This window comes from Pedobacter sp. MC2016-24, from assembly GCF_015223055.1.
Taxonomy (GTDB): domain Bacteria; phylum Bacteroidota; class Bacteroidia; order Sphingobacteriales; family Sphingobacteriaceae; genus Pedobacter.
Genome location: NZ_JADFBX010000002.1, coordinates 218,125 through 243,294 on the forward strand (window position 1 = coordinate 218,125; position 25,170 = coordinate 243,294).

Genomic DNA, 25,170 nt, shown 5'->3' on the forward strand with positions numbered 1-25,170 from the left:
TATTTTATGGAGAAAAACTACAAAAAGACCATGCGAAGACTGAGTCACTCCCTATTCGGCGGGTTGCTTTGTGCGCTCCTTTGCGTGTCATTAGTTCGCGCAGAAAGCGTGCAAAAGGGGCCGCTCGTGGCCGAGCGTCTCGACAATTACCTTAAAAAGATAGAACTTGCCTATCAGGTAAGTTTTGTATATGACGCAAGTCAGATCAACAAATCGATGAGTATTGATGTACCATCAAAACTAACCTCTATTAATTCCGATTTAGAACCACTTAAAGCAAACGGAATCAATTACAATATTGTAGGTAAACAGGTTATCCTTAAAAAAATTATTATACCTGTCACTGTTCGGGAACTGATTGTCAAAGGTCATGTTACGTCTACTAAAGATAAAGAATCCCTTCCTGGTGTAAGCGTTAAAGAAAAAGGCGTCGCAAATGGTGTCTCTACAAATGGAGATGGATTTTATCAGATTAAAGTGAGAGAAGGGGCTACACTTGTTTTTTCTGCAATTGGATACAAAACTAGAGAAGTTGCCGTTTCTGGAAGGACGTCAATTGATGTGTCTTTAGATGATGATGTAAGTCAGTTGAAAGAGGTTATGATCTCGACTGGTTATCAAAACATCAGTAAGAAGCTCTTTACCGGATCAGCTGTTACGCTGAGTGGTGCAGATGCAAAACGTGATGGTATTGCAGATGTAAGTAGAATGCTTGAGGGTCGTGTTGCCGGTGTATCCGTACAAAACGTATCGGGTACTTTTGGTGCTGCGCCTAAGATCCGTGTTCGTGGAGCTACATCAATTACTGGTGATAATAAGCCATTATGGGTAGTAGATGGAGTTGTACTTGAGGACGTAGTTAATGTTTCTAATGAACAACTTTCAACTGGAGATCCAAGTACCCTGTTAGGATCTGCAGTAGCAGGCCTAAACTCTGATGATATTGAAAGTTTCCAGATCTTAAAGGATGCTTCTGCTACTTCTCTTTATGGAGCAAGGGCGATGAATGGCGTAATTTTGATTACGACCAAAAAAGGTAAAGTTGGTGACGGCTCTCCTGCAATCTCTTACACAGCCAATTTATCTAGTTATCTGAAACCTACTTACAGAACATTTGATATCATGAACTCTTATGACCAAATGTCTGTATATTCTGAGATGTATCGCAAAGGTTTACTTAATTATAGTACCACTGTAAATGAGGCAAACGGAGGGGTTTATAAAAAATTATTTCAGAGCCTGGACTTTGCACCAGGATCAACAGTTCCCACTGTAATCAATACGTTAGACGGAAGATCTTCTTTTTTAACACGCTATGCCAATGCAAATACAGATTGGTTTGACGTACTATTTAAAAATTCATTCATGCAAGAACACTCCCTGAGTGTTTCAACAGGTACGGAAAAATCTCAAATGTATTATTCAACAAGTTATTTGAAAGATAATGGTTGGACTATAGGAGATAAAGTACAAAGGTTTACTGGTAATGTTAGAGGGAATTGGAAAATTAATGATAAAATTAGTTTTGGTTTAATTACAACAGGATCTGTTCGTGATCAGAAAGCGCCAGGAACATTGGGTCGTACCACAAATCCGGTTACAGGTGAGTATTCCAGAGACTTCGATTTGAATCCATTTAGTTATGCGTTGAATACAAGTCGTACTTTAACTCCATATGATGAAAATGGAAATCTGGAGTATTTTACTAGAAATTACGCGCCATTTAACATTATTGATGAGTTGAGGAAAAACACATTAGATCTAACACAAATAGATTTTAAAGTACAAGGAGAAGGTCAATATAAAATTTTAAAAAACTTGACCTATAATTTCCTCGGTTCTTATCGTTATACAAAAAGTGGACAGGAACATAAAGTATTTGACGATTCAAATACAGCGAATGCTTACCGTGCAGGTGTATATCCTGAAAACTCATTTATCAGAGATAACAATAGGTTTCTTTACAAAAATCCAACTGATCCTGATGCGTATGCTGTTTCAGTACTTCCAAATGGTGGTATTTATTATACCAACGATGATTTTATGAAAAGTTTCTTTGTGAGAAACAGTCTCGATTGGAACCAAACTTTCAATGAAAAACACATTGTTAGGGTATTTGCCTCTCAAGAATTGCGTTATGCAGATAGGCAGAATACGCAGTTTACAGGTTATGGATACCAATATGACAAAGGTGGAACCCCTTTCATTGATCCTAATGCAATTAAACAAGCTGTGGAAGGTAACTTCAATTATTACTCAATGGTGCGTAATTTTGATCGTTATGTGGCCTTCGCAGGTACCGCATCTTATTCATATAACAATAAATACCAACTTAATGGAACCATTAGATATGATGGGTCTAATCAAGTTGGTGAATCTGCTCAAGCACGCTGGCTTCCAACCTGGAATGTGAGTGGTTCTTGGAATGCTGATGAAGAGGAGTTTATGAAACGTCAGGAAACCATTAGCAAATTAACGCTTAGAGCAACATACGGGTTGACTGCCAGTTTAGGGAATGCAACTAATTCAAGTTTAATTGTTAGAAGTTCAAGCACATTACGTCCGCGTTTGTCCGAGATTGAAAATAGATTGACAATTGCATCATTGGCGAACTCTGAATTGACCTGGGAGAAACAGTATGAGGCTAACGTAGGTTTAGATGTTGGATTGTTTAAGAATAGGATGAATGTGACAGTGGATGCCTATCGGAGAAGTGGATTTGATTTAATCGGTCAGATTAGAAATTCTGGAATTGGTGGTGAGGTACTTAAATATGCTAACTATGCTGATATGATTTCAAAAGGTATTGAAGGCTCAGTAGGCGGCGATATCGTAAGAGAAAAAAACTGGGGTTGGAAATCACAAATTACGTTTGGATATAACAAAGGTAGAATCACTAATTTAAAAGGAGAACCAACAATTTTTGATCAGGTTGGACCTGATGGCGGGCCTCAGATCGGTCATCCTTACAGAGGATTGTACTCCATAGATTTTCAAAAATTGTCAGCAGATAATGGAGTTCCGTTCTTTATCAATGAAGCTGGGGAATTAAGTAACGAAGTGTATTTGCAGAGTACAATTACTGATTATCTGAAATATGAAGGACCGATTGATCCCTTGTTTAATGGGGGTTTCTATAACTCTTTCAATTACAAAAATTTCACAGCATCGGTATTGCTTACCTTTAGTGCCGGTAATAAAGTGCGTTTAAATCCAGCGTATAAAAATGTTTACTCTGATTTGGATGCAACGCCGAATGATTTCTTAAATCGCTTCCTGTTTTATGGAGATTCGGGAACACCATCGATTTTAGATCCTAGAAACCGTACGGCGTTAAATGGAGCTTATCCGTATAATGCTTATAATTATTCAACTGAACGCGTGGCTGATGGTGGATTTGTTCGACTTAAGTCAATATCTTTTGGCTATACGCTGCCGAAACAAACCATCAACAGAATCGGATTTAAAACAGCCTCACTAAATGTTGTAGGTAATAACTTGTTCCTGATTTATTCAGATAAGAAACTGAATGGACAGGATCCTGAATTCTTTAGCTCTGGAGGGGTTGCATTACCTATCCCACAACAATTTACCTTGTCGTTAAAAGTTGGATTATAATTAAAACAGATTAGAAATGAAAAACACTATAAAATATTTAACACTAGTAGCTGTGCTTACTTCAGCAAGTAGTTGCAAGAAGTATTTAGAGCAGGCTCCGGATTTAAGGGCAACAATTAATACGCCAGCAAAAGTTTCTGAATTGTTGGTTACGGCTTATCCAAGAGGTAGTTATATTACCTTTTGCGAAGCTGCCAGCGATAATGCCGAAGATAAGGGTATTGCAGCAACTGACGAGGATTTACCGGCAAGGCCAGTTAATCGTGATGCATGGTACTTTAGAGACATTAAAAGTAACGATGCAGATTCTCCTGATAATTACTGGAATGAATGTTATGCAGCAATTGCTGTGGCAAATCAAGCTTTAGCATCTATTAAGGCAAATGGAAATCCCCAGGCTTATACTGCGCAAACAGGTGAGGCCCTTGTTGCCAGAGCATATGCACATTTTATGCTCGTAACGTTGTTTTCACATGTATATGATCCAGCTACAGCCGAAACTGATCCTGGAATTCCTTACGTTACTGAACCGGAGATTATTGTATTTCAAAAATACTCACGTAAAACAGTAGCTTATGTTTATCAGCAGATTGAAAAGGACTTAACAGAAGGATTACCATTGATCAATGATAATTCTTATAAGATCCCTAAATACCATTTTACGACTTCTGCTGCACATGCTTTTGCTGCCAGATTCTTCTTGTTTAAAAAAGATTATGCAAAAGTAGTTGAGCATGCGAACCTGGTATTCGCTGGTGGTAATATTGCTGCTAATCTTAGAAATTTTGTTATTCCGGCATTTACAACTTTAGAGTATGGTGCGAGACAAGCGCTTTATACTGCTGCTGATAATCCTGCGAATATTTTGTTGCAAGAGACTAGAACCGGTTGGGCAAGATCACTGGCTTCTTATCGTTATGCATTGACAAATAATTTGTTATATACTACAATGTTTGGTCCTAATGTGACCGGCGCAAGTTGGGATTATAAAGTTTCTGGAAGAGAGTTTACCTTGAATACGAGTAAATTTCCTGAACATTTTGTGAAAACCAATCCAAATTCCGATGTGGGTGAAAGCTACGCAATGATTCCTATTTTCTCAGCAGAGGAGGTTTTGTTCAATAGAGCAGAGGCAAATGCATATTTAGGGAATACTGATGCATCCCTTAAAGATTTAACAGATTTTGTTAATAAAAGGATTATAGCGGGTAACACTGTTACTGCTGCAAAAATCACCAGTTATTATAAACCTGTAAACTTGAAAGAAGGGATTGTAAAAACAGTACTTGATTTTAAAAAGACAGAGTACTTATTTGAAGGATTAAGGTGGTTTGATATTTTAAGGTACAACCTTCCAGTTGTACATAAAACAGCTGATTTGTTAACCACGCTAACCTTAGGTCCGAATGATCCAAGAAGGGTATTCCAGATTCCTGAGCAAGCTACGTTGGCAGGAATTGAAAGAAATCCACGTTAATCAATTACTTTAGAAATTATCAGATATGAAAAAGATATCAGTTATCATGATTTGTTTAATGTGTATCATATTAAACTCATGTAAAAAAGAAACACTACCAGATACACCTATTGTTGGCCTGGGAGGTGATTATTGGGTGCCTGGTGCACTTGATGCTTATATAAAAACGAATTTTACAGACCCATTGAATATTGAGGTAAAATACAAATGGGATCCATGGGAAACTAAGTATAATAAAAATATGGCTCCTGTTGATGAGGCCGTAGTTATTCCCGTACTTGAGGCTACTCAGAAGATCTGGATTCAACCTTATCAAAAACTGGCTGGAATGGAATTCATGAGGCAACTGGCTCCGAAGCAACTTGTATTAATTGGTAGTGCAGAATACAATTCTGATGGAACAATTACCTTAGGAGAAGCAGAAGGTGGCAAACGTATTTCATTACTTGTTGCAAACTCCTATGATCGTAAGAATGCACCAATTGTTAAACAAATGTTGCATACAATTAATCATGAGTTTGGACATATTTTACATCAGAATATTAACTACCCCAGAGATTTTAAGAAAATAAGTGAGCAATACTATACTTCAAGCTGGTTCAATACGACAAATGTTCAGGCAAATGCCCAGGGTTTAGTTACAGCCTATGCAAAGGTTGGAGCGGATGACGATTGGGTAGAAACTATTGCTTATTTGCTTGTTGAAGGACAAACTGCATTTGATGCAATGGTTGCTGCTAACCCAGGTTATGCGGCTACTACGTTAAGAACTAAAGAAGCTATGGTTGTTGATTATTACCGTACTGCTTACAAAATAGATTTCAGGGCATTGCAAGCTGAAATCAAAGCTGCATTTATAGCCATCAGTCAATAATTTTAACCTAATTGAACATGAAAAAGATATTACTATATGGGTTGCTGTTGATGAGTTTAGGCGCCTGTAAAAAAATTAATAATGAACCGGATAAAAGACCTGACGAGCGTTTAACAGAGGTGTTGACGGCGTATCAGGATCAGTTGATAGGCTCGCCGAATGGGTGGATTGGTTATTTATATCCAAAAGGTGGAGGTGGATATACTTTCAAATTTAAATTTGATAAAAATAACCGGGTGGTTACTTATTCTGATCTGAAAAGTGCTTATTCTACTACTCCGAAGGAGAGTTCGTATCGTTTACGTGCAGCTCAGTTGCCTTCACTTTACTTTGATACTTACACGTATTTGAATATTATTGCTGATCCAGATCCTGCGATTAGTGGTGGCTCTGCAACTGGAAACGGAAAAGAGTCAGATTTTGAATTTTCATTCATTTCCTCTAGTCCAGATACGATAAAATTATTGGGTAACTTCAATAAAAGTGATCTGGTATTGGTAAGGGCACAAGCTGACCAGGGTGATGATTATATCTCAAAGGCATTCAATACAAATCTTTTAATTGGGAAACTAAATACGTTCTCTTATTATTATAACCTATTGACGATAGGCGGGAAAAAATACAATACTACTATCAATACAAGTATGCACACCATTAGTTTTTATTATATGAATAATGGAGTATTTACCCGCTTCACTACAGAATACGCAACGGCTGCGACCGGTATCGTGTTAAGAAAGCCATTTGTTGACGGAGAGGTTGTGATTGCAGAGTTCCATGATTTTATTGTAAATGATGCAACAAAAACCATGACCATGGTTGCAGGTAAGACGTCAGCTTCGACAACAAATGAAGCTACTCCGCTGGCTATAGATTTGGATGCCCCAAGGCGTATGGTTTCTTCAGGTTATGCTTTTACCAGTGATTTTGGCTTTACTATGAACGGTGTGGAAAACGCTCAAAAAGTAACCAATATTCCTGGTTACCTTGGTATTGAATATAATTTTAACTACGCTCAGGGATATGATGCTTTGGCTTTTTACTATACCAATACTGCGGGAAAAGTTGCCTCTTATGCTCCTGCATTTTTAAACAGGATGACTGCAGATGGAAAGCTTGTATTATATGGGTATGCTGGTGCTTTTGGGACAAGCCCGGGAGCAGCGGGTGCTGCTATTGTTACCGCTGTTAGGACGCAGCTACTTGAAGCACAAGGATACTATGTGTTCGAGACAGGGTTAAACAGCTTTGACCTTGTAAGTGTGAAAGATGCGAAAAATTGGATTAGATTCTATTAATCTTTAGAAAAATGAAAATGAAAAATATATTATACATGATGGTCTTGTTTATAGGCTTCTCTGCTTGTAAAAAAGATCGGGTTGTCAGTTATGAGATTGAGAAATCTTTTCCTGACCCGGCTGTTAGATTTGAAGATTTTAAAAAAGCGATGGCAACTGGGACGGATGGTTTTCAAATGATTATTGAAACTACAGCCGGCCCAATATATGCTGGATACATTAAATTGGACGGTTCAAATAACGCAAAATTTGTTAGCGATAACAACGTGACTAATGCCACCACTCCAAAAGATACCAAGTACACTTTGGCCATCAGCCAAACAAATTCTGTTTTGAGCTTTAGTAAAACTGGAAACTTTAGTCTTTTTGCGGCAGGAATTGCAGCAGATACATCATATACTTATAAAATGAGTGTGGGTGATACTTTAAAGTTGTCAGGGAACGCTACTGGTACGAAGCTCAAGCTTGTTAAAGTAACTAAAGCGGTTGGCGATGACTATCTGGCTGGAAAAATGGGAACAGTTTTTACCTCGATAGACAACCTGAATAAGTTTAAAAAATACTTTAAACGATTAACTACTGGAGGAAAGAGTTATGATATTATGTTCGACATCCCTACTAAGTCATTAATTTTTATGTATAGTAATGGAACAGATTGGGCCACTTTTAAAAGTAAGATTTATTACACAAATAGTGGTGTAGTTTTAACAACTCCTTTTGTCGATGGTGCGAATAAGATCTCTTCCATTGAAAATTTGGCTGTAGATGTGGCTTCAAGTACTGCAACGCTTACTTCAGGTGGGGCCGCAGCAACGCTTACGAATGAAATTTCACCAGTAGCAGTAAATAAAACTGCTGCTGCTACTTTCATCTCCAAACCGCCGCAAGGAACATATGCAGAGTCTTTTACTGGTTTTACAATCAATGGTGTAGCAGATGGGCTTGGAACGACTAGTCTTTCCGGATTTTCTTCATTGGATTTTGTTGCTAAGGTGACAATAGGTACTGCATCATATAGTTCATTGCGGTTATATTTGGCAACAGGATATTATGGCTATTTACCTGCTTTCACATGCACAACTCCTGCAGATGGAAAACTTTTCTGTAAACTGGCAGGATATGCCGGAACTTCAACTAATGCGACAATCACCGCCGGTGTTATTAGCTATACTACAGTAATCACGCAAGCGGAAGGATTTTATGTAATCCCTACAACAGCAATAACTGGGGCGAATACATATGATCTAGTTAATGCTAGGGATGCAACTGCTTGGATTTCTTTTCATTAATATCGAATTAATTGCTCATAATCAAAGCCGGACGAATGTCCGGCTTTTTTCATTTAATGACCAGCTCTTCACAATTCATTACCCGGCATTAACGTTCTTTACTTATATTTGTAAACATGAAAAGGATCGCATTTGTCTTCATTTTTGTCATACTGTCTGCCATTTCGGTAAGCAATACAGCCAGTGCCCAATGTTCCATGTGTACCATTAACGCAGAACAAGGTGCAGCAAATGGCAATACACAAACAAAAGGAATCAATACAGGTGTTCTTTATCTCATGGCCATTCCTTACCTCATGATCGGTGCACTTGGTGTTTTATGGTATTTAAAGTACCGTAAAAAATCAGTAAGATATGAGTAAAACAACCAAGTTGTACGCCATTGTGCATGGTAAGTGCCCGCAATGTCGCAGAGGCGATATTTTCACCGGCAGCATGTACGGATTCAATATACAACATACCAATACCGTTTGTCCGCACTGCGCTCAGCGCTTTGAAATAGAGCCTGGTTATTTCTATGCCGCCATGTATGTCAGTTATGCAATGAACTGCGCCGAGATGATCAGTTTAGGCGTCGCTACGTATATTTTATCCGGTGGTAATCTGGCCTTTGAATCTTTCTGGCTTTACATTGGTGTAATTTTTACAGGATGTTTACTTTTAGCACCCTTCAATTATCGCTATTCCAGGGTGATTTTATTACATTGGCTATCTCCAAAAATAAAATACAACGCCTATTACGATAAGCCATGATACAACCAGAAACCCTTGCCTTTATTACCGATGTTGCAAACAACAACAACCGAGAATGGTTTGCCGAACATAAAGACCGCTATGAAGTTGCAAAAGCAGATGTATTGCAATTTGTAGAAAAGCTGATTCCTTTATTGGCAGCAGCTGATCCTGAATTTTCGGTAGAAACATCTGCGAAGAAGTGTCTGCTGCGGATTTATCGTGACGTACGGTTCAGTAAAAACAAAGATCCTTACAAAAACAATTACGGAATTTCCTTCGCGGTGAAAGGAAAGGGGGTCAACGAACCAGGTTATTACTTGCATATTCAACCTGGAAGTTGCTTTTTTGGTGCTGGTTTCTGGATGCCTGAGGCGGCTGACCTGAAAAAGATTCGCGAAGAGATTGATTACAATACTTCGGAGTTTTTGGAAATTATCGAAGCCAGGTCTTTTAAAAATACCTTTCAATTAAGTCAGGAAGATAAATTGAAAAAAGCCCCTAAAGGCTATGAAAGCGATCATCCCCAAATCGAACTTTTAAAATTGAAAAGCTTTATTGCTACTTTTCCCATTAAGGACGAAGAATTTTTTAAGCCAGCGATCGTTAATCAATTGAAAAATGCTTTTGAAAGTGTTTATCCGTTTATTTTATTTTTGAGAAAAGCTGTAGCACCCTAATTTCTGCAGCCTTCCAAACCTGTCACACATAAAACCTGAATACAAGAAATGAAGAGAATCATTTTATTTTTATTTGCGGGATTGTTTGCCTCAGCATTCAGTGCCTGTGTTGTCTTATCCCCAAAAAAGTACAAAGCATTATTGTCTAAACAAGACTCCTTAAACAATGGCTGGACTGAATCCCAGCTTAAGAATGAAAATCTGGAAAGTCTGATTGCTAAACTTCGTAAAGATACAACCGGTTTAAGTAGTGCTTTAAACGATTTAAAGAGCAAATACTCAGATATGGACAACAACTACTCCAAACTGCGTAGCAATAGCTCTAATGAGATCAATAAGCTGTCTGCCGACTTGAAGAAACGTGAACAACGACTAAAAGAAGTAGAGGAGATTTTGCGTAAGCGTGATGCAGCAACCAATCAGCTGAAAGAAAAATTACAACAGGCTTTGTTAGGCTTTACCAAAAATGGACTAACCGTTGAAATTAAAAACGGAAAAGTATATGTTTCCCTGACTGATAAGTTGTTATTCCCTTCAGGAAGTATCATCATCGATGAAAAAGGTAAACAGGCTTTAACGCAACTGGCAGAAGTACTTAAGCAACAGCCTGAAATTAACATTGCAGTTGAGGGACATACGGATTCGCAGAAAATTAACAACCTGGGCCAGATCAAAGACAATTGGGATTTGAGTGTATTGAGGTCTACTTCAGTAGTAAGATACCTGACTGAGGTTGCCAAAGTAGAGCCTGTTAGAATGACGGCTACTGGTAAAGGTGAATTTCAGCCTTTAGGCCCCAATACCAGTGCCGAAAGCCGAAGTAAGAACAGAAGAATTGAGATTGTACTCTCTCCTAAACTGGATGAGTTGTACGATTTGATTAAACAGTAATTCATATTAAAATAAAAAAGGTCTTTTGTAATTTACAAAAGACCTTTTTTACTTGGAATTATTAGTTAAAAATACAGCGGTTTGAAAAACTTAGCCGAAATAACTCTCCAGGGTAGATAATATTTAAGACTGTCTTCTTTAGTTAGTGCATTAATTTGTATCAATCTGTATATATCAGTGAATTTTCTGTATATGAAAATATATACAAAAAGAAAAATTACAAATACCTGGGCAGATATTGCTTGATCTCTTCCTAACATAAAAAGGACGAGTAGTGGAGCGAATATCAAAATGTAATAAACTAATTTATTTTTTAGCATGATGAAGCGTTTAATGTTCATACTAAGGTAATTAAAAAGAATACGCAATCAAATTCTTTTTAATTACTAAAACGGACTTTCCAAATTTTTAAAAGCAGGCAGTACCTGATCTTTATCAGAAAGCAGCAAATCCGTCAAAGCAATCTCTTCACTCCAGTTGATGTTCAAATCTGCATCATTCCACATGGCGCCAATTTCAGCGTCTTTATCGTAATAATTACTCACCTTATAGGTGAAAATGGTATTGTCTTCAAGCGTTAAAAACCCGTGTAAAAACCCTGGTGGTACCCACAACTGCTTGTGGTTTTCTCCGCTTAGTTCAATTGAAAAATGCTGTCCATAGGTTGGAGATGATTTCCGAATGTCAACAGCGACATCCAAAACACGGCCCTGAATTACCCGAACCAGTTTACCCTGGGCAAAAGGTGCTTTTTGTGCATGTAAGCCTCTCAATGTCCCTTTTTGTGAGAAAGACTGGTTGTCTTGTACAAAGGCAACATCAACGCCTGCATCCCCAAGCAATTTTGCATTGTAGCTTTCATAAAAATAACCACGGTTGTCTTTCCAAACCTTGGGCTCAATAACCAGCAGATCAGCGATTGGTGTTTGTATAATATTCATATTAAGCAATATATTCCATTAAAGTTCTGAATGATACCAGTTGATTTTCGAAATTTTGGGTTTCCTCGGCCTGAAGTGCCGGACCGAAATTCTCCTGGAAATCCAGGTAGTCGGCCATATGTTCAACGATATATTGTGTGCAATAAGTTACACCCTCATTAGGTGAGTCCAATACGCGAAGCAGGCGATGAGAAACAAATTTGCCCGATTCCATCGCGGCCGGGATGTGGTATTCCTGCATCCATTGAAGCCAGCGTTCTGCCGCTGTATCTTCAATTATCGTAGTTACATTGTATAAAAGCATGGGACAAAGATAACACTATGCACCAATATTATCTCCCCGAAGTTTCCGGAAACGTTTACGCGCTTCTGTACTAAACATGCTACCCGGATAATCATTGATCAACTTCTGGTACAAAACCTTGGCTTGTTCAATATCCTTCCCGTTTTTCTCGTAAATGTCGGCCAGGGTAAACAAGGCGTCATCCGCCCAGATGCTGCTGCTGTTTTGTTTTTCAATGATGGCTTTAAGTGCAGCAATAGCCTGATCAGGTTCGTTGAGTTTGAGATAAATCTTTGATTTCGTCATCAGTATGGCATCTGCCAGGCCATTCCCCGGAAAAGCAATGGCAATGCTATCCAATTTGACCAAAGCTTTGGCAGGAAGGTTTCTGAATTGCAGCATTTCTGCATCAGCATACATTTTTAGGGCATTGCTGTCTACGGTAGATTGTGTATTGTCTGAGATCAGCAGACTCAGGTTTAGGGCATCATTGGCGATGAGTTGCGAGGTGGCCACTTTCAAAACATCTGCCTGTGATTTGGCATAAGCAAAATTACCCTGGTAAAATGATAGTTTGGCTGTCCGGTATCTGGCTTCATTGCCGATGGCCTGATTGTCGAAATCTTTGGCTACCTGCTCGTAGACTAAAATAGCTTCCCAGGGTTGTTGCGTCAAGATGTAAATATCGCCCAAATCCAATTTAATCTGCCCGATTTCAGATGCCGCTATTCCAGGGATAGTCAGTGCTGTTTCTAATCCTTTTTCAGCCTTGTCCAGGTTGTTCAGGTAATATGCCTGTAGGTTCGCCCACTTTTTTAAAGCAAAAATTGTTTGAGGTGTTTTGCCATATTCATCCAATATCCCCTGGTATTCGGCCGCAAGATCGCTAACGGCCTTCTGATCATATTTTCCGGCCACCACAAGTTCATATCTGGTATTGATTAAGGCAATTTTGGCAGGTAAGTAAAACTGATTTTCCTTTCCCTTGGTCACCAGGTACTCAAAAGCTTTAATCGCTGTGGGATAAGCCTGATTGGCTAAAAAAGTGTTTGCAGTATTGAACAAAATTGCGCCATCGGTTTTCAGTCGCTTATCTTGCGCAATCAATTGCCGAAGTGCCATCTCATAATCTTGTTGTTGCAGGTATTGCCAAATCAGCAATTGCGTATACACTTCCGTCTCAGGATCTTTCTGGATCTTTTTTAACAAAGCACCCTGCAAAATCTGATAATCGGCATTGCTTTCAAATACGGAGGCCAATACGCTTTCTGCTTGTGGTAACATTTGAGGCATCTCTGGCAATACATTGATGTATTCCTGGATCAGCATGTTTTTATCTTTTTTAAACCGATAAATGCTCAGTACCTCGTAAGAAAATAATTTGCTGTTATTTAATATTTTTCTGCCTTGCAAAAATGTAGCAATGGCCAGGTCATAGTTCAGGAAATTGTAGAAATAATTGGCTACTTCTCTGATTTTAAACTCATCTGCGGGTAAGTTGTTGACCGCCTGGAGATACATTTTGTTGGCTACCTCAGTTTGTCCTTTTTCCTGATAAATACGTGCCAGGGCAATGCTGTACTGCAAGTTCTTTGTGTCCTGACGTATTAACTTCTTAACCGTTTTTTCCGCGTCATCAAATTTCTTTAATTTCAGTAAGCTGTTCAGGTACATCTCAAAATAGCTGTCACTTTTTGTACGGTTAAATAGCTTTTCAAGCAGTACTGCGGCTTCCTGATATTGTCCCTGCTGGTAGTATCGGTAGGCCAGCGCATCGTCTACGTTTTGCTGAGCCCGGCATAGCAGACTGGCAAAGCAACATAAAACGATTATATAGAGTTGTTTCATTGGTAATTTTAAATTCCAGAATCTAAAATTAATGATTTTAAATCACTTCCTTACAGGCAAGATGAGGAATGACTAAAGTAACAATATTGGTGTATAGCCCGTTTGCAAAGCCCGTGTTGTGTAGCTTTGTACCTAAGAATGGATATGATTGGATTTAAAAGATATATTTTCCTGATTGTAATGGCCCTTTGTTCCGCTTGTCAGCAGAATGAAAAGGCCAGAACAATTCCTGTGGACGATTTTTTTAAGTCTCAGGATAAGATTGCATACCGCTTGTCTCCGGATGGAAAGTACCTCTCTTACCTTAAGCTACAAGGCACCGAACAGAATATTTACATCGAGGATATCGCAACCGGAGCAGGGAAAAATGTAACAAGTTTGGGAGATAAGCGCATTGTGTTCTATTTCTGGGTAAGTAATAACGAATTGATTTACTACAAAGAAGTTGATGCCGCAAAATCGCAGTCGGATGTTTTTATCATTGATAAAAATGGCGGGCATCAGCGCCAGCTATTGAGTAGTGATAAAAGCCGGTTAAAAGTACTGGATGACCAGTTGATCGACAATAAGTATTTGTTGGTTTCGTCTAATAAGAGAGATTCGACCGTATTTGACGTGTACCGTTTAAATGTGCGAAATGGCAATATGGAAATGGCGGCGCGCAATCCGGGTAACATTGTAGATTGGCGTACCGATGCCGATGGCAAACTTAGGCTGGCCATGAGCAGCGATGGGGTCAATACCACCATACTGTACCGCAATCAGGAGAGTGAAGCTTTCAGACCGGTGCTGACCAGCAACTTTAAAGATACTTTCAGGCCTATTGCCTTCTCACACAGTAAACCCAATATCATTTATGCCATTTCCAATGTGAACCGGGATAAAAGTGCTTTGGTTGAATTTGACTGCAATACAGGTAAGGAATTGAAAAACATGTATTGTAATGATACCCTGAATATTACCGATGCACAATATTCCAGGAAAAAGCAGAAAATGTCTTTCGTGGTGTTTGAAACCTGGAAAAAGGAAAAACATTTCCTGAACGATTCTGTAAAATTATTTTACGATAACCTGGATAAGCTCCTGCCCAAAACAGAAACCCGGATCTTTGATAAAGACAATGCTGAAAATGTATTTATCCTCAGGTCTTTTACCGATCGAAATCCAGGCTCTTATTACCTGTATTTTGCCAATACTGGGCAGCTGAGGAAGCTGAGTGATTTCAATTCCTCCATTCATGAAGCTGAAATGTGTGAAATGAAGCCTGTCAGCTTCACGAGTCGTGATGGCTTAACCATTCATGGTTATCTGACCCTGCCGCTTCATCAAAAAGCAGAGCACCTGCCCGTAGTGGTACTGCCTCATGATGGTCCCGGCGACCGTAATTTATGGGGCTACAATCCTGAGGTGCAGTTTTTGGCAAATAGGGGTTATGCCGTATTTCAAATCAATTACCGGGGTTCATCAGGTTATGGTAAGAAGTTTGTCGCCGCCGGTTTCAAAGAGTGGGGCGGCAAGATCCAGGATGACATTTACGATGGGGTACAATGGCTCATTAGCCGTAACATAGCCGATCCGAAACGTGTAGGGATATACGGAACCGGGTTTGGTGGTTTTATTGCCTTAAACGGCTTGTATTTAAACCAGGGTACTTATGCTTGTGCGGCTTCAAATGCCGGGGTGATCAACTTATTCACCTATCTGAAATCCATACCGCCTTATCAGAAGCCGAACCTGCAAATGTTCTATGAAATTATCGGCAATCCCTTAACAGAAGTGGATAGAATGCGCCAGGCTTCACCTTTATTTCAGACGGATAAATTCAATGCACCTGTATTTGTTGCTCAAAACATTAAAGACCCGGGCAACAATTCCGGAGAAACCATACAGTTTGTCAAGAATCTGAAAAAGCGGGGCATCAGTGTGACTTATCTCGAAAACGAAGGAGATACCATTTTTGGAAAAAATCAGGAAAGCAGACGGAAGTTTTATACTACATTAGAGGAGTTTTTGAACATCAATCTAAAACGTAAGTAAATCAAAAGCATGACTTTAGGGAAAAAAGGCGGCTATCGGAAGAATTTTTTACTGATCCTTACATTCATCGGTCTGATGTCGGTATTGTTCCTGCTTTCACTCGGTCTTGCTTATCGTTTCAGCACCAAATATGTAGAGAATGATTTTGCCTCGGAAAAAGTCAATGTACTGGAGCAAAGTATCAAACCTTACAATGATTTTTTTCAGAAAAAGCTACCGGAAGTTTCTTATTACAACGGTTATCTCGACTCTGCAACAGCCTCTCATTTTGTAGATACGGTGCAATTGGAATACCCTTTTGTTTCTAAGGTGATTTTTTACGATTCTGAAGTCGGAAATACCCCGGTTAGTGACGGACTCAATATCGGTAAGTTTTCTTTTGGTCCTAAAAATATTTATCAGTTTGGCAGCCTGGTACCCAATGATTCCATCCAGCTTTTTTCCAGGAAAAACAAACGTAGCTTTGTAGTTGGGGATGATTTTAACGCACTGGCACTGAAACTGGTTTCCTATCTGGAAAGCCTGGATACCACGCATGTACCAAGCCAGGATGAGCTTTTTAGTGCCTTTAGCAATGTACGGTCCAATAAAATCACTTACCTCAATATCCCCAGAATTGAAGATTTAAAGATTTATAAAGAAATGATCCGAAAAAATCTTGATCCAAAGCCTGTTTATCAGCAGGATATGCTTTCTTTTCAATTGGATCCTTATAAAATCAAGATCATCAATTCCCGGCCAAAGCTGTATCAGTTCATTAAAATACAACCTTTAACTTACGATCCACTGGAGACATCCGAAGCTTACCTGAGTACGGAAATTACCTTACCCGGGCCCTTTTCTGACTTTAAACTGTACTTCATGTCCTCCAAATCCTTTCTAGATAAGGAAATCCGAAGTTATTTCTGGCCAATTGCCCTGGCCATTCTGGTTTTTTACAGCATCCTGGTGCTGGTTGCTTTCCTTATTTACCGCAACCTGAATATCAATCAGAAAATGTTTAAGCTTCAGTACGACTTTGTGAACAACCTGACACATGAGTTTAAGACGCCGGTCAGTGTCATTAAAATTGCCGGAAATAACATTAAAAGTGCAGCATCCCTGACCGAAAGGGAACTGGGCATGTATGGACGGATACTGGATGAAGAGGCCGATAAGTTAAATGGCTTAATGAATAAACTCCTGGCTTTTACCCAGATCGAAAATAAAGCGATAGAGCTGAACCGTGATGAAATCAATGTTCATGATTTTATTGAAAGTACCGTCGAATCTCACCGCTTAAAACACCCGGATTTTAACCTGAGTTATGAGGTTAGCGGCTTTAAAACTTTCATTACCGATCCGGTGTTATTGGGTAGTCTGTTCGATAACCTGGCAGAGAATGCCTATAAGTACTCGCCTGCGGAACGTAAGAAACTCCACATTAGCGCCAGGTTGATTAAAGGTAAAGTGGTATTCAGATTTACAGATCAGGGGATCGGTATCCCGGCTTCAGAAATTAATAATATATTTAAGAAGTTTTTTAGGATACAAAACCAATACAACCAAAATGGAAGTGTTGGACTTGGTTTGGCTTTTTGTAAGGAACTGGTTAACTTTATGAAGGGTGAAATTACAGTCAAAAGCCGGGTAAATAAAGGTACTGAATTTAAAATCGTGTTGCCATATAACGATTAAGTGCTACCCAGGATTTAGTTACCACTGCCGTCATCCTGAATTTATTTCAGGATGGGAATAAGTAAAAGGCATAACAAATAAAGAAATTAGAGAACTATAAATTAAGAAGATATGTCGAAGGGAATTAAAATATTAATCGTTGAGGATGACGAGAACTTGCGTTTTTTAGTTGTTCATCGTTTAAAATCTGAAGGATATGAAGTATTGGAGGTAGGGGATGGAGAAGCTGCAGAGAAAACCATTTTGGCCGAGCAACCAGATATTGTGCTGTTGGACTGGATGTTGCCAGGAAAACAGGGGGCAGAAGTGTGTGCAGATGTTCGTAAGCAAGGCTTTGACAATCTGATCATCATGATGACCGCCAAAGCACAGGATGTAGACAAGATTGATGCTTATAATTTTGGTGTATCTGATTATGTGACTAAACCATTTAATATGGATGTTTTGGTGGCCATGCTGGAAAGCAAAGTGAAGTTTATCATCAACAACGACCGTTCCGAAATTCATCGTTTCGGCAATATGGAACACCATCCCAATATCCATACCTTGTTTAGAAATGGAAAAAAGATTGAATTGACCATCCTGGAAAACAGGATTTTATTGTATTTCCTGCGTAATCCAAATAAAGTGATCAACCGCGATGAATTGATGCTGGTGGTATGGGGTTACAATTCTGATGTGAATACCAGAACACTGGATATGCACATTGTACGTCTGCGTAAAAAGATTGAACTTAACCCGGATAATCCGCAATTGCTGCAAACCGTAAGGGGGGTTGGCTATCGTTTTAATCCGGCTTAAAGGGAATGTTAAGACACGAAAAATGGCCTGATCAGTTAAGATCAGGCCCTTTTTTATGCACTATGCTCTTTTAAACTCAAATATGGTAATTTCAGGCAATATCCCAACTCTTCCGGGATAGCCGAGGAAACCATAGCCTACATTAACATACAGCTGTTGTTTTTGTTCCTGGTATAATCCCGCCCATTCTTTGTAAATGTATTGAATAGGGCTCCATTGGAAATCTTTGGTCCTCACGCCAAACTGCATGCCATGCGTATGGCCGCTAAACATGATGTCTATTTGGGGATATTGCTCAAGCACCTGGCCTCGCCAGTGCGAAGGGTCGTGCGACAGTAACAATTTAACAGGCAGGTCGTCCGTGTTTTTAACAGCAAGATCCATGCGTCCATATTTAGGAAACCTACCCATACCCCAGTTTTCGATACCTAAAATGCCAATCTCTTCACCGTCTACTTTTAAACGTCTGTTTTCATTCATCAACAAGTCCCAACCCATTAATTTGTGTGTTTTAATCACATCCTGAAGGTTTTTCGCTTTAGCAGGAGAAGGACCTTTTCCAAAATGGTAATCACCATAATCGTGATTTCCCAATGTAGAGTACACACCAAGCGGAGCTTTTACCCGGGTAAAAATGTCCTGATAATCGCGCATTTCGCTGGCCATGTCGTTCACCAGATCTCCGGTAAAGAAAATGAAGTCAGTTTTTTCTGCGAGTAGCATATCCACACCACCATTTACGGCCTTCCGGTTATAAAAACTTCCAGAATGGATGTCCGAGATCTGTCCCATGCGGATACCGTCAAAAGCTTTGGGCAGATTGGGTAAAATGATCGTCTTACGTTTGATTTTATAGTCATAGGCACCAGATACAATGCCCCAGCTTAAAGATGCCAGCGGCACTGAGGCGGTCAATAATCCAGCTTTGACAATAAAAGCAGAACGGCTGATCGGCTCGGCCGATGTTGAGGGCAATGCCTCTTTTTTGCGCCACCTTGATAATTTGATTAGGCCACGCCGTAAATCATCAATCAGCAGAAATGGAAGCATGACGCACTTACAGCCAACGGTTAAAAAGAAGGCCACCATAATGATTGCCCGTACCGTAAGGAAGAGGTTCAAATAAATGGAAGAAAATATTCCAACTACTAAAAAGGCGGTATAGCCCCACCATACTATACTAAATATGCGTTTGGTGCGTGGTTTCCAGTTTTTAAATACAGCTAAAATTGCTTTGAAGCAATAATAATCGAAGGTCAGTAAAAAAACGGATAAGAATATAATGAGGGGTAATCTGCCCATAAGGTCTGTTATAAATTTATTTTACCTGAAGTCGTCTTCCTCATCCGCTTCAGCATCGATGTTAAATAAGCTATCAAACATATCTGAAAACCCAAACCCACCATCCAGAAATTTCTTATTTAACTGGGAGTATTCCGCCAGCCCATGCAATACAAATTCCATCAACAGCAAAGTCTGATTAGCACTCAGCTTGGGATGAAACTTTTTAACCATATCGTATAAGCCATCCACTTTCATCAGTTCTTTCTTGTATTGAGCTGCCGTGAGCTGATCTGAAATGTCTAAAGTGTTGCCTTCTGTAAACCATTCTGTGATGGATAAATACGGATTGGCAGATTTGCTTTTCTTGGCTTTTTCAGGATCCGGGAAATAACGGGCAAATAAAGCTTTTACAGCTTTCCCAATTAATGTATTGGCTACTTTTGCTGGTCCTTCCAATTCTCCTTCATAAACCAATTCTATTTTTCCGGTTACCGCAGGAATAATCCCAACCAGGTCTGATAACCTGACCACAGTGCTTTTTTCACGGTTAACCAGCATTCTGCGCTCTGCAGTACTGATCAGGTTTTCATAAGCAGAGATGGTCAGACGAGCGGAAACGCCAGATTTCTGATCGATATATTCACTTTTTCTGGCCTCAAAAGCCACTTGCTCCACTAAATCCTTAACCAGTCCGTCAGCTTCAATATTTTGGGTTTGCTCCGGACTAATCCTGGCCTCCTGGAAAGTGATTTTTCTGGAAATCGCAATGGTTTTAGGGTAGTGGGTTAAGATCTGACTTTCAATACGATCTTTCAAAGGGGTTACGATAGAACCGCGATTGGTATAATCTTCAGGATTTGCCGTAAATACAAATTGAACGTCTAAAGGCAACCGGAGTTTAAAGCCGCGGATCTGGATATCCTTTTCCTGGAGCATATTAAATAAAGCCACCTGAATACGTGCCTGTAAATCCGGCAATTCATTGATGACGAATATGCTGCGGTGTGCCCTTGGTATCAATCCAAAGTGGATGACACGCTCGTCATTATAGGTTAGTTTTAACGTAGCAGCCTTAATCGGGTCCACATCGCCAATTAAATCCGCTACAGTCACATCAGGCGTAGCTAATTTCTCCGTATAACGCTCGGAGCGGTGCTGCCAGCTTACGGGTGTATTGTCACCATGGATCAGAATTTCGTGTTTGGCATACCAGGATATCGGATTGAGCGGGTCATCAAAAATCTCGCTGCCAGTTACATAAGGAATATACTCATCCAGTAAATTCACCATCAGGCGGGCAATACGGGTTTTTGCCTGGCCACGTAAACCAAGCAGGAGAATGTTGTGCCTCGATAGAATTGCGGTCTGCAATTCCGGAATAACCGTTTCATCGTAGCCCAGGATACCTTCAAATCCAGCATCTTTATCCTGAAGTTGTTTGATCAGGTTTTTTCGAAGTTCGTCCTTTACGGGAAGAGATTTGTAGCCAGAAGCTTTTAATTCTCCAAGTGTTTTTATGTTGATATAGCTCATGTTTGTTTTTTAGTCGAGGACTGTTACCTTACTGTTTTCCTTCTGTTCTTAATATAATCTTCAAAAATATATTCACCCAAACCTGTTAAAGAGCTATAAAAAGCCCTGCCACCATTTACCTGGGTAAATTCGCGTACAAATTGTTGTAAATAAGGGTCCTGTGCAATCATAAATGTTGTGATTGGAATGTTGAGCCGTTTACACTGTGCGGCCATATTCAGTGTTTTACTGATGACTTTCCGGTCAAGTCCCATGCTGTTCTTATAGTAACGCCCATTTTCTTTTAAGCAGGTGGGTTTGCCATCGGTAATCATAAAAATTTGTTTGTTGTGCGTCTTCCTGCGACGCAATAGATCTGCGGCGAGTTCCAATCCGGCAAAGGTATTGGTGTGATAGGGGCCAACCTGTAAATAAGGAAGATCTTTAATGCTGATTGGCCAGGCATCGTTTCCAAAAACAACAATATCCAGGGTGTCTTTTGGATAACGGGTTTTAATGAGTTCGGCCAAAGCCATCGCTACCTTTTTTGCGGGTGTAATCCGATCTTCCCCATACAAAATCATGGAGTGGGAGATGTCGATCATCAGCACGGTAGAGGTCAGCGTCTTATAATCCTTCTCTTCTACTTCCAGATCACGCTCAGTCAGGGTAAAATCACCGATCCCATGGTTCACCTGGGCATTTTGAATCGAAGCCGTCATGTCAATCTGATCCAGACTATCGCCAAAATTGTATTCCCTCCGGTCGGCATTCTTCTCCTCACCAATTCCAGATATATTGGTATTGTGATTTCCGCGTCCTGCTTTTTTTAGCTTGCCGAAGATTTCTTCGAGGGCCGATTGCCGAATGGTCTGTTCAGTTTTTGCCGTGATGCGCATTTCTCCATCGGCAGGATTTTCGTTGATATAGCCTTTTTGTTTCAGCTCATCAATGAAATCGCCCATACCATAATCATTAGTGGTCAGCTTGTACTGCTTATCCAGTTCATTCATCCAGGCCAGGGCTTCGCCGGCATCACCAGCGGTATAGTTCAACACCTGGGTAAATAATTTGAGCAGTTCGTCAAATCCACCTTTGGGCAGATCATCGGGCTTGAAATTGGAAAATTGAAATCCTCTCATGTATTCATTATAAACGAATTATCGAAGATAAAAGTTTGAACGCGCAGTAATGTTATCTGCTTGTAAAAAGGCGCCCCCTTTATTTGGGATCGCCGGCTGCTAAAGCACGTTCGGCTCGTTTAATGGCCAAACGCTCTCTCCATTTTGCATAAGGGGCTTTAAAAGCCATTTTCAACATGCTGTCTAAACCACCTTTTATAGCCAGGTTGAATACACTTTGAGCCTTTCTGCTGATGGATGCGTCCCAGGCTCTTAAGCTTAAAGAGAAAGAACCATCCAGGTATTTCATCCAATGCCACATGCCTGTCGGCATAAATAAAGTGTCCCCGTGTTCCAGGAAAACCTCGTATCCTTCTACACCTTTCAGGGCAGGGAATTTTTCAAAATCAGGATTGGCTACATCATAATCTTCCAGGGCGTAAGTTGCATTTGGAATGCAATACAACCTTTTTTTCCATTTGTTGTCAAACAGGATGATGTGTTTTCTGCCACCAAAATGCGTGTGAAACAGGTGTGGTAAGTCGATGTCGTAATGTAAAAAAGTCACCGAGTTTGAGCCACCAAAGAACATTGCCGGCATGCTTTCGATAAAGCCACCCATCAGATCTTTAGGGATCACGATGTCTTTAATCAGACTAGGGACATGTTTAAACAGGTTGAAAAAGAAAATACGCAGTTCGGTAGGTTCTCTTTTAATCAGATCCAGATAATCGCCAAATTTCATTTCTGCTACCGAAGCATTGATCGGTTTAGAAGGATCTGCTTTGGAATTATCCATCAAGCTGACCTGTAAATCACCACCAATTTCTTTCAGATAATCGGTTGTCCACTTTTCGCGGGCTGGCCATGTTTTGGTCAGGCCTTTAATGATTAACGGACGTCTGGCATCCAGATAGTTCTTCTTAAAATCAGCAGGGCTGATGCTTTCAACGGTGTCTACCGGCTTTAAAATAAAGCTCATATATGTTTCAGATAAGATACCTGTGAATAGCTAAATGCCCTTTACCGACCTTATTTAAAACAAATGTAAATTAAAATTTAGAAATTCAAATGCCTTTAAATTTTATAATGGCTTATTTGCTGCTAAAGCTTTGTTAGCCCTTTTGATCGCCAGCTGCTCCTTCCAGTCCATGTATTTTTCCCTGAAATTGGCCTTCATAAAATTGTCAAATTTACGCTGAATGGTCAGGTTATATAAGCTCTTTGCTTTTACAGCCAGTGATTTATCCCAGGCACGTAAACTGATCGAGAAAGAACCATCCAGGTATTTCATCCAATGCCAGTAGCCGGTAGGCATAAACAGGGTATCGCCATGCTCCAGAAAAGCTTCTATTCCTTTCACCCCCTTTAGCGCAGGAAACTGATTGAAATCTGGTTTCTCTACGTCATAGTCTTCCAGGGCATAGGTAGCATAGGGTATCTGGTAAAGCCGCTCCTTCCATTTATTTTCAAATAAAATCACGTGTTTACGTCCGTTGAAATGCGTATGGAAAATATGGGCCAGGTCAATATCATAATGTAAAAAAGTCACTGAACCTTTACCTCCGAAAAACATATTTGGGTAGCTGTCCAAAAAACCACCCATTAAATCTTTAGGTGCACGATAATCTTCCAGTAATTTGGGTGCCTGTTTGATCGGGTCAAATAAAAATATTCTCAGATCGGTAGGTGTATCTTTGATCAGATTAATGTAATCTGCAAACTTCATTTCTGCGGCTGCCGCATTGATGGGTTTAGCAGGGTCTGCTTTGGCACTATCGTATAAGGGGACTGTGCGGTCACCAACAACAGTCTTCATATAATCTAAATTCCATTTTTCGTAAGCCGGCCAGCTTTTAGACATGTTTTTGATGATCAGTGGCTTGCGTGTATTCAGATAGTTTTTTTCGAAATCCTCTTTCGAAATATCGTTTACGACATCGATTGGTGATAAGTCAAACTCCATATTAATACCGTGTTAATTAAACAAAAATATATAAAAATAAAACGTGTAAATACAGTTGTCGGAAAAATTGAAAAAGCCTGACAAAATCACAGGCAAAAGTCAGCTTTTTTAAAGCATAAAAAAACCGATGTCATTGCTGACACCGGTTTCCAAACCTATTAATCATCAAAATTATTTTGGCATCAATACGGTGTCAATTACATGTATCACACCATTTTTTTGCATTACATTGGCGATAGTCACTGTCGCAGTACCACCTTTTTCGTCTTTCAACATTAATTTTTTACCTTCCATCCAGGCCCATAATTTGCCACCTTCAACGGTAGTTAATTCAGCTTTACCACCACCTTTTTTAATCGCTTTGTCGATGTCAGCAGCAGCCCATTTTCCGGCAACTACGTGATAAGTCAGTACTTTAGTTAAAGTGGCTTTGTTTTCAGGTTTCAGTAGGGTCGCTACCGTTCCGGCAGGTAATTTGTCAAAAGCTTCATTGGTTGGTGCAAAAACGGTAAAAGGTCCGGCAGATTTTAAAGTCTCAACCAATCCAGCAGCTTTCACTGCTGCAACCAATGTGGTATGGTCTTTAGAATTTACGGCATTGTCTACAATGTCTTTGTTGGCATACATGGCTGCTCCGCCTACCATTGGATTTTTTTGAGCATAAACTTGTGTTGTGAAAGCCAAGGCTACCAGGGCAACAACGGATAAAAAGATTTTTTTCATTTTAGTTATTTTTAGTTTTTGTGTTCCTGAATGCAGTTACGAGAAAAAAAACAATACGGATTTCAGAAATGTGATTGAAAATTCTTTTTCATACTTTTTAAACTATTTGGGCGTTTTA

The 25,170-nt window shown here is 39.7% G+C and carries 21 protein-coding genes; 12 read left to right on the forward strand and 9 right to left on the reverse strand.

The features are described 5' to 3' along the window. The first annotated feature begins 6 nt into the window (after positions 1-6). From IM797_RS06595 to IM797_RS06635, 9 genes are all read left to right on the forward strand, one after another. Complete coding sequence (locus tag IM797_RS06595; protein ID WP_194126319.1) at positions 7-3,618, forward strand: SusC/RagA family TonB-linked outer membrane protein; 3,612 nt, start codon at positions 7-9, stop codon at positions 3,616-3,618. A gap of 16 nt (positions 3,619-3,634) precedes the next feature. Then, positions 3,635-5,095, forward strand: a complete 1,461-nt coding sequence (locus tag IM797_RS06600; protein ID WP_194126320.1) for a RagB/SusD family nutrient uptake outer membrane protein — start codon at positions 3,635-3,637, stop codon at positions 5,093-5,095. A gap of 25 nt (positions 5,096-5,120) precedes the next feature. Then, positions 5,121-5,969, forward strand: a complete 849-nt coding sequence (locus tag IM797_RS06605; RefSeq protein WP_194126321.1) for a substrate import-associated zinc metallohydrolase lipoprotein — start codon at positions 5,121-5,123, stop codon at positions 5,967-5,969. 17 nt (positions 5,970-5,986) lie between these two features. Continuing rightward, complete coding sequence (locus tag IM797_RS06610) at positions 5,987-7,267, forward strand: DUF4302 domain-containing protein (protein WP_194126322.1); 1,281 nt, start codon at positions 5,987-5,989, stop codon at positions 7,265-7,267. An 11-nt stretch (positions 7,268-7,278) separates the two neighbouring features. Further along, positions 7,279-8,556, forward strand: a complete 1,278-nt coding sequence (locus IM797_RS06615; RefSeq protein ID WP_194126323.1) for a DUF4302 domain-containing protein — start codon at positions 7,279-7,281, stop codon at positions 8,554-8,556. A gap of 116 nt (positions 8,557-8,672) precedes the next feature. After that, entirely contained in the window at positions 8,673-8,918 is a 246-nt protein-coding gene (locus tag IM797_RS06620) for a hypothetical protein (RefSeq protein ID WP_194126324.1), read from the forward strand. Further along, the gene (locus IM797_RS06625) at positions 8,911-9,309 is read left to right on the forward strand and encodes a DUF983 domain-containing protein (RefSeq protein ID WP_194126325.1); all 399 of its coding nucleotides are present in this window, start codon (positions 8,911-8,913) and stop codon (positions 9,307-9,309) included. The genes IM797_RS06620 and IM797_RS06625 overlap by 8 nt, the downstream gene beginning before the upstream one ends. Beyond that, positions 9,306-9,968, forward strand: coding sequence for a DUF2461 domain-containing protein (locus IM797_RS06630; RefSeq protein WP_194126326.1), 663 nt, complete (start codon positions 9,306-9,308; stop codon positions 9,966-9,968). Before IM797_RS06625 ends, IM797_RS06630 begins: the two co-directional genes overlap by 4 nt. Positions 9,969-10,016: 48 nt before the next feature. Beyond that, complete coding sequence (locus tag IM797_RS06635; protein WP_194126327.1) at positions 10,017-10,859, forward strand: flagellar motor protein MotB; 843 nt, start codon at positions 10,017-10,019, stop codon at positions 10,857-10,859. Between the two features lie 386 nt (positions 10,860-11,245). Here the strand turns inward: IM797_RS06635 and rfbC are convergent, their stop codons facing one another. The 3 genes from rfbC to IM797_RS06650 are packed head-to-tail and all read right to left on the reverse strand — an operon-like array spanning position 11,246 to position 13,931. Continuing rightward, the gene (gene rfbC / locus IM797_RS06640) at positions 11,246-11,800 is read right to left on the reverse strand and encodes a dTDP-4-dehydrorhamnose 3,5-epimerase (protein WP_194126328.1); all 555 of its coding nucleotides are present in this window, start codon (positions 11,798-11,800) and stop codon (positions 11,246-11,248) included. Position 11,801: 1 nt separating this feature from the next. After that, on the reverse strand, positions 11,802-12,104 hold the full coding sequence (locus IM797_RS06645; RefSeq protein ID WP_194126329.1) for a DUF4286 family protein: 303 nt from the start codon (positions 12,102-12,104) through the stop codon (positions 11,802-11,804). Between the two features lie 15 nt (positions 12,105-12,119). After that, positions 12,120-13,931, reverse strand: coding sequence for a tetratricopeptide repeat protein (locus tag IM797_RS06650; protein ID WP_194126330.1), 1,812 nt, complete (start codon positions 13,929-13,931; stop codon positions 12,120-12,122). A gap of 138 nt (positions 13,932-14,069) precedes the next feature. On the opposite strand from IM797_RS06650, the gene IM797_RS06655 reads away from it, so the two are divergent. The 3 genes from IM797_RS06655 (at position 14,070) to IM797_RS06665 (ending at position 18,446) form a co-directional block, all read left to right on the forward strand. Continuing rightward, the gene (locus tag IM797_RS06655) at positions 14,070-15,968 is read left to right on the forward strand and encodes a prolyl oligopeptidase family serine peptidase (protein WP_228098742.1); all 1,899 of its coding nucleotides are present in this window, start codon (positions 14,070-14,072) and stop codon (positions 15,966-15,968) included. Between the two features lie 9 nt (positions 15,969-15,977). Beyond that, positions 15,978-17,645, forward strand: coding sequence for a sensor histidine kinase KdpD (locus tag IM797_RS06660; RefSeq protein WP_194126331.1), 1,668 nt, complete (start codon positions 15,978-15,980; stop codon positions 17,643-17,645). 111 nt (positions 17,646-17,756) lie between these two features. Beyond that, complete coding sequence (locus IM797_RS06665; RefSeq protein ID WP_194126332.1) at positions 17,757-18,446, forward strand: response regulator transcription factor; 690 nt, start codon at positions 17,757-17,759, stop codon at positions 18,444-18,446. Between the two features lie 60 nt (positions 18,447-18,506). Here IM797_RS06665 and IM797_RS06670 read toward each other — a convergent pair whose 3' ends face one another. The 6 genes from IM797_RS06670 to IM797_RS06695 all read right to left on the reverse strand — a co-directional run bounded on the left by IM797_RS06670 (position 18,507) and on the right by IM797_RS06695 (position 25,052). After that, on the reverse strand, positions 18,507-19,748 hold the full coding sequence (locus IM797_RS06670) for a metallophosphoesterase (RefSeq protein ID WP_194126333.1): 1,242 nt from the start codon (positions 19,746-19,748) through the stop codon (positions 18,507-18,509). 21 nt (positions 19,749-19,769) lie between these two features. Beyond that, positions 19,770-21,263 (reverse strand): sigma 54-interacting transcriptional regulator, encoded by a 1,494-nt coding sequence (locus tag IM797_RS06675; protein ID WP_194126334.1) that lies wholly within the window; start codon positions 21,261-21,263, stop codon positions 19,770-19,772. A 23-nt stretch (positions 21,264-21,286) separates the two neighbouring features. Next, positions 21,287-22,384: a VWA domain-containing protein gene (locus IM797_RS06680; RefSeq protein ID WP_194126335.1), complete on the reverse strand. Its 1,098-nt coding sequence runs from the start codon at positions 22,382-22,384 to the stop codon at positions 21,287-21,289. A 79-nt stretch (positions 22,385-22,463) separates the two neighbouring features. Then, a complete protein-coding gene (locus tag IM797_RS06685; RefSeq protein ID WP_194126336.1) occupies positions 22,464-23,345 on the reverse strand; it encodes a cupin-like domain-containing protein in 882 nt (293 codons plus the stop codon). A 102-nt stretch (positions 23,346-23,447) separates the two neighbouring features. Then, positions 23,448-24,329 carry a cupin-like domain-containing protein gene (locus IM797_RS06690; RefSeq protein WP_194126337.1) on the reverse strand — a complete coding sequence of 294 codons (882 nt, stop codon included), beginning with the start codon at positions 24,327-24,329 and terminating at the stop codon, positions 23,448-23,450. Positions 24,330-24,500: 171 nt separating this feature from the next. Beyond that, the gene (locus IM797_RS06695; RefSeq protein WP_194126338.1) at positions 24,501-25,052 is read right to left on the reverse strand and encodes a fasciclin domain-containing protein; all 552 of its coding nucleotides are present in this window, start codon (positions 25,050-25,052) and stop codon (positions 24,501-24,503) included. Positions 25,053-25,170: the final 118 nt, after the last annotated feature.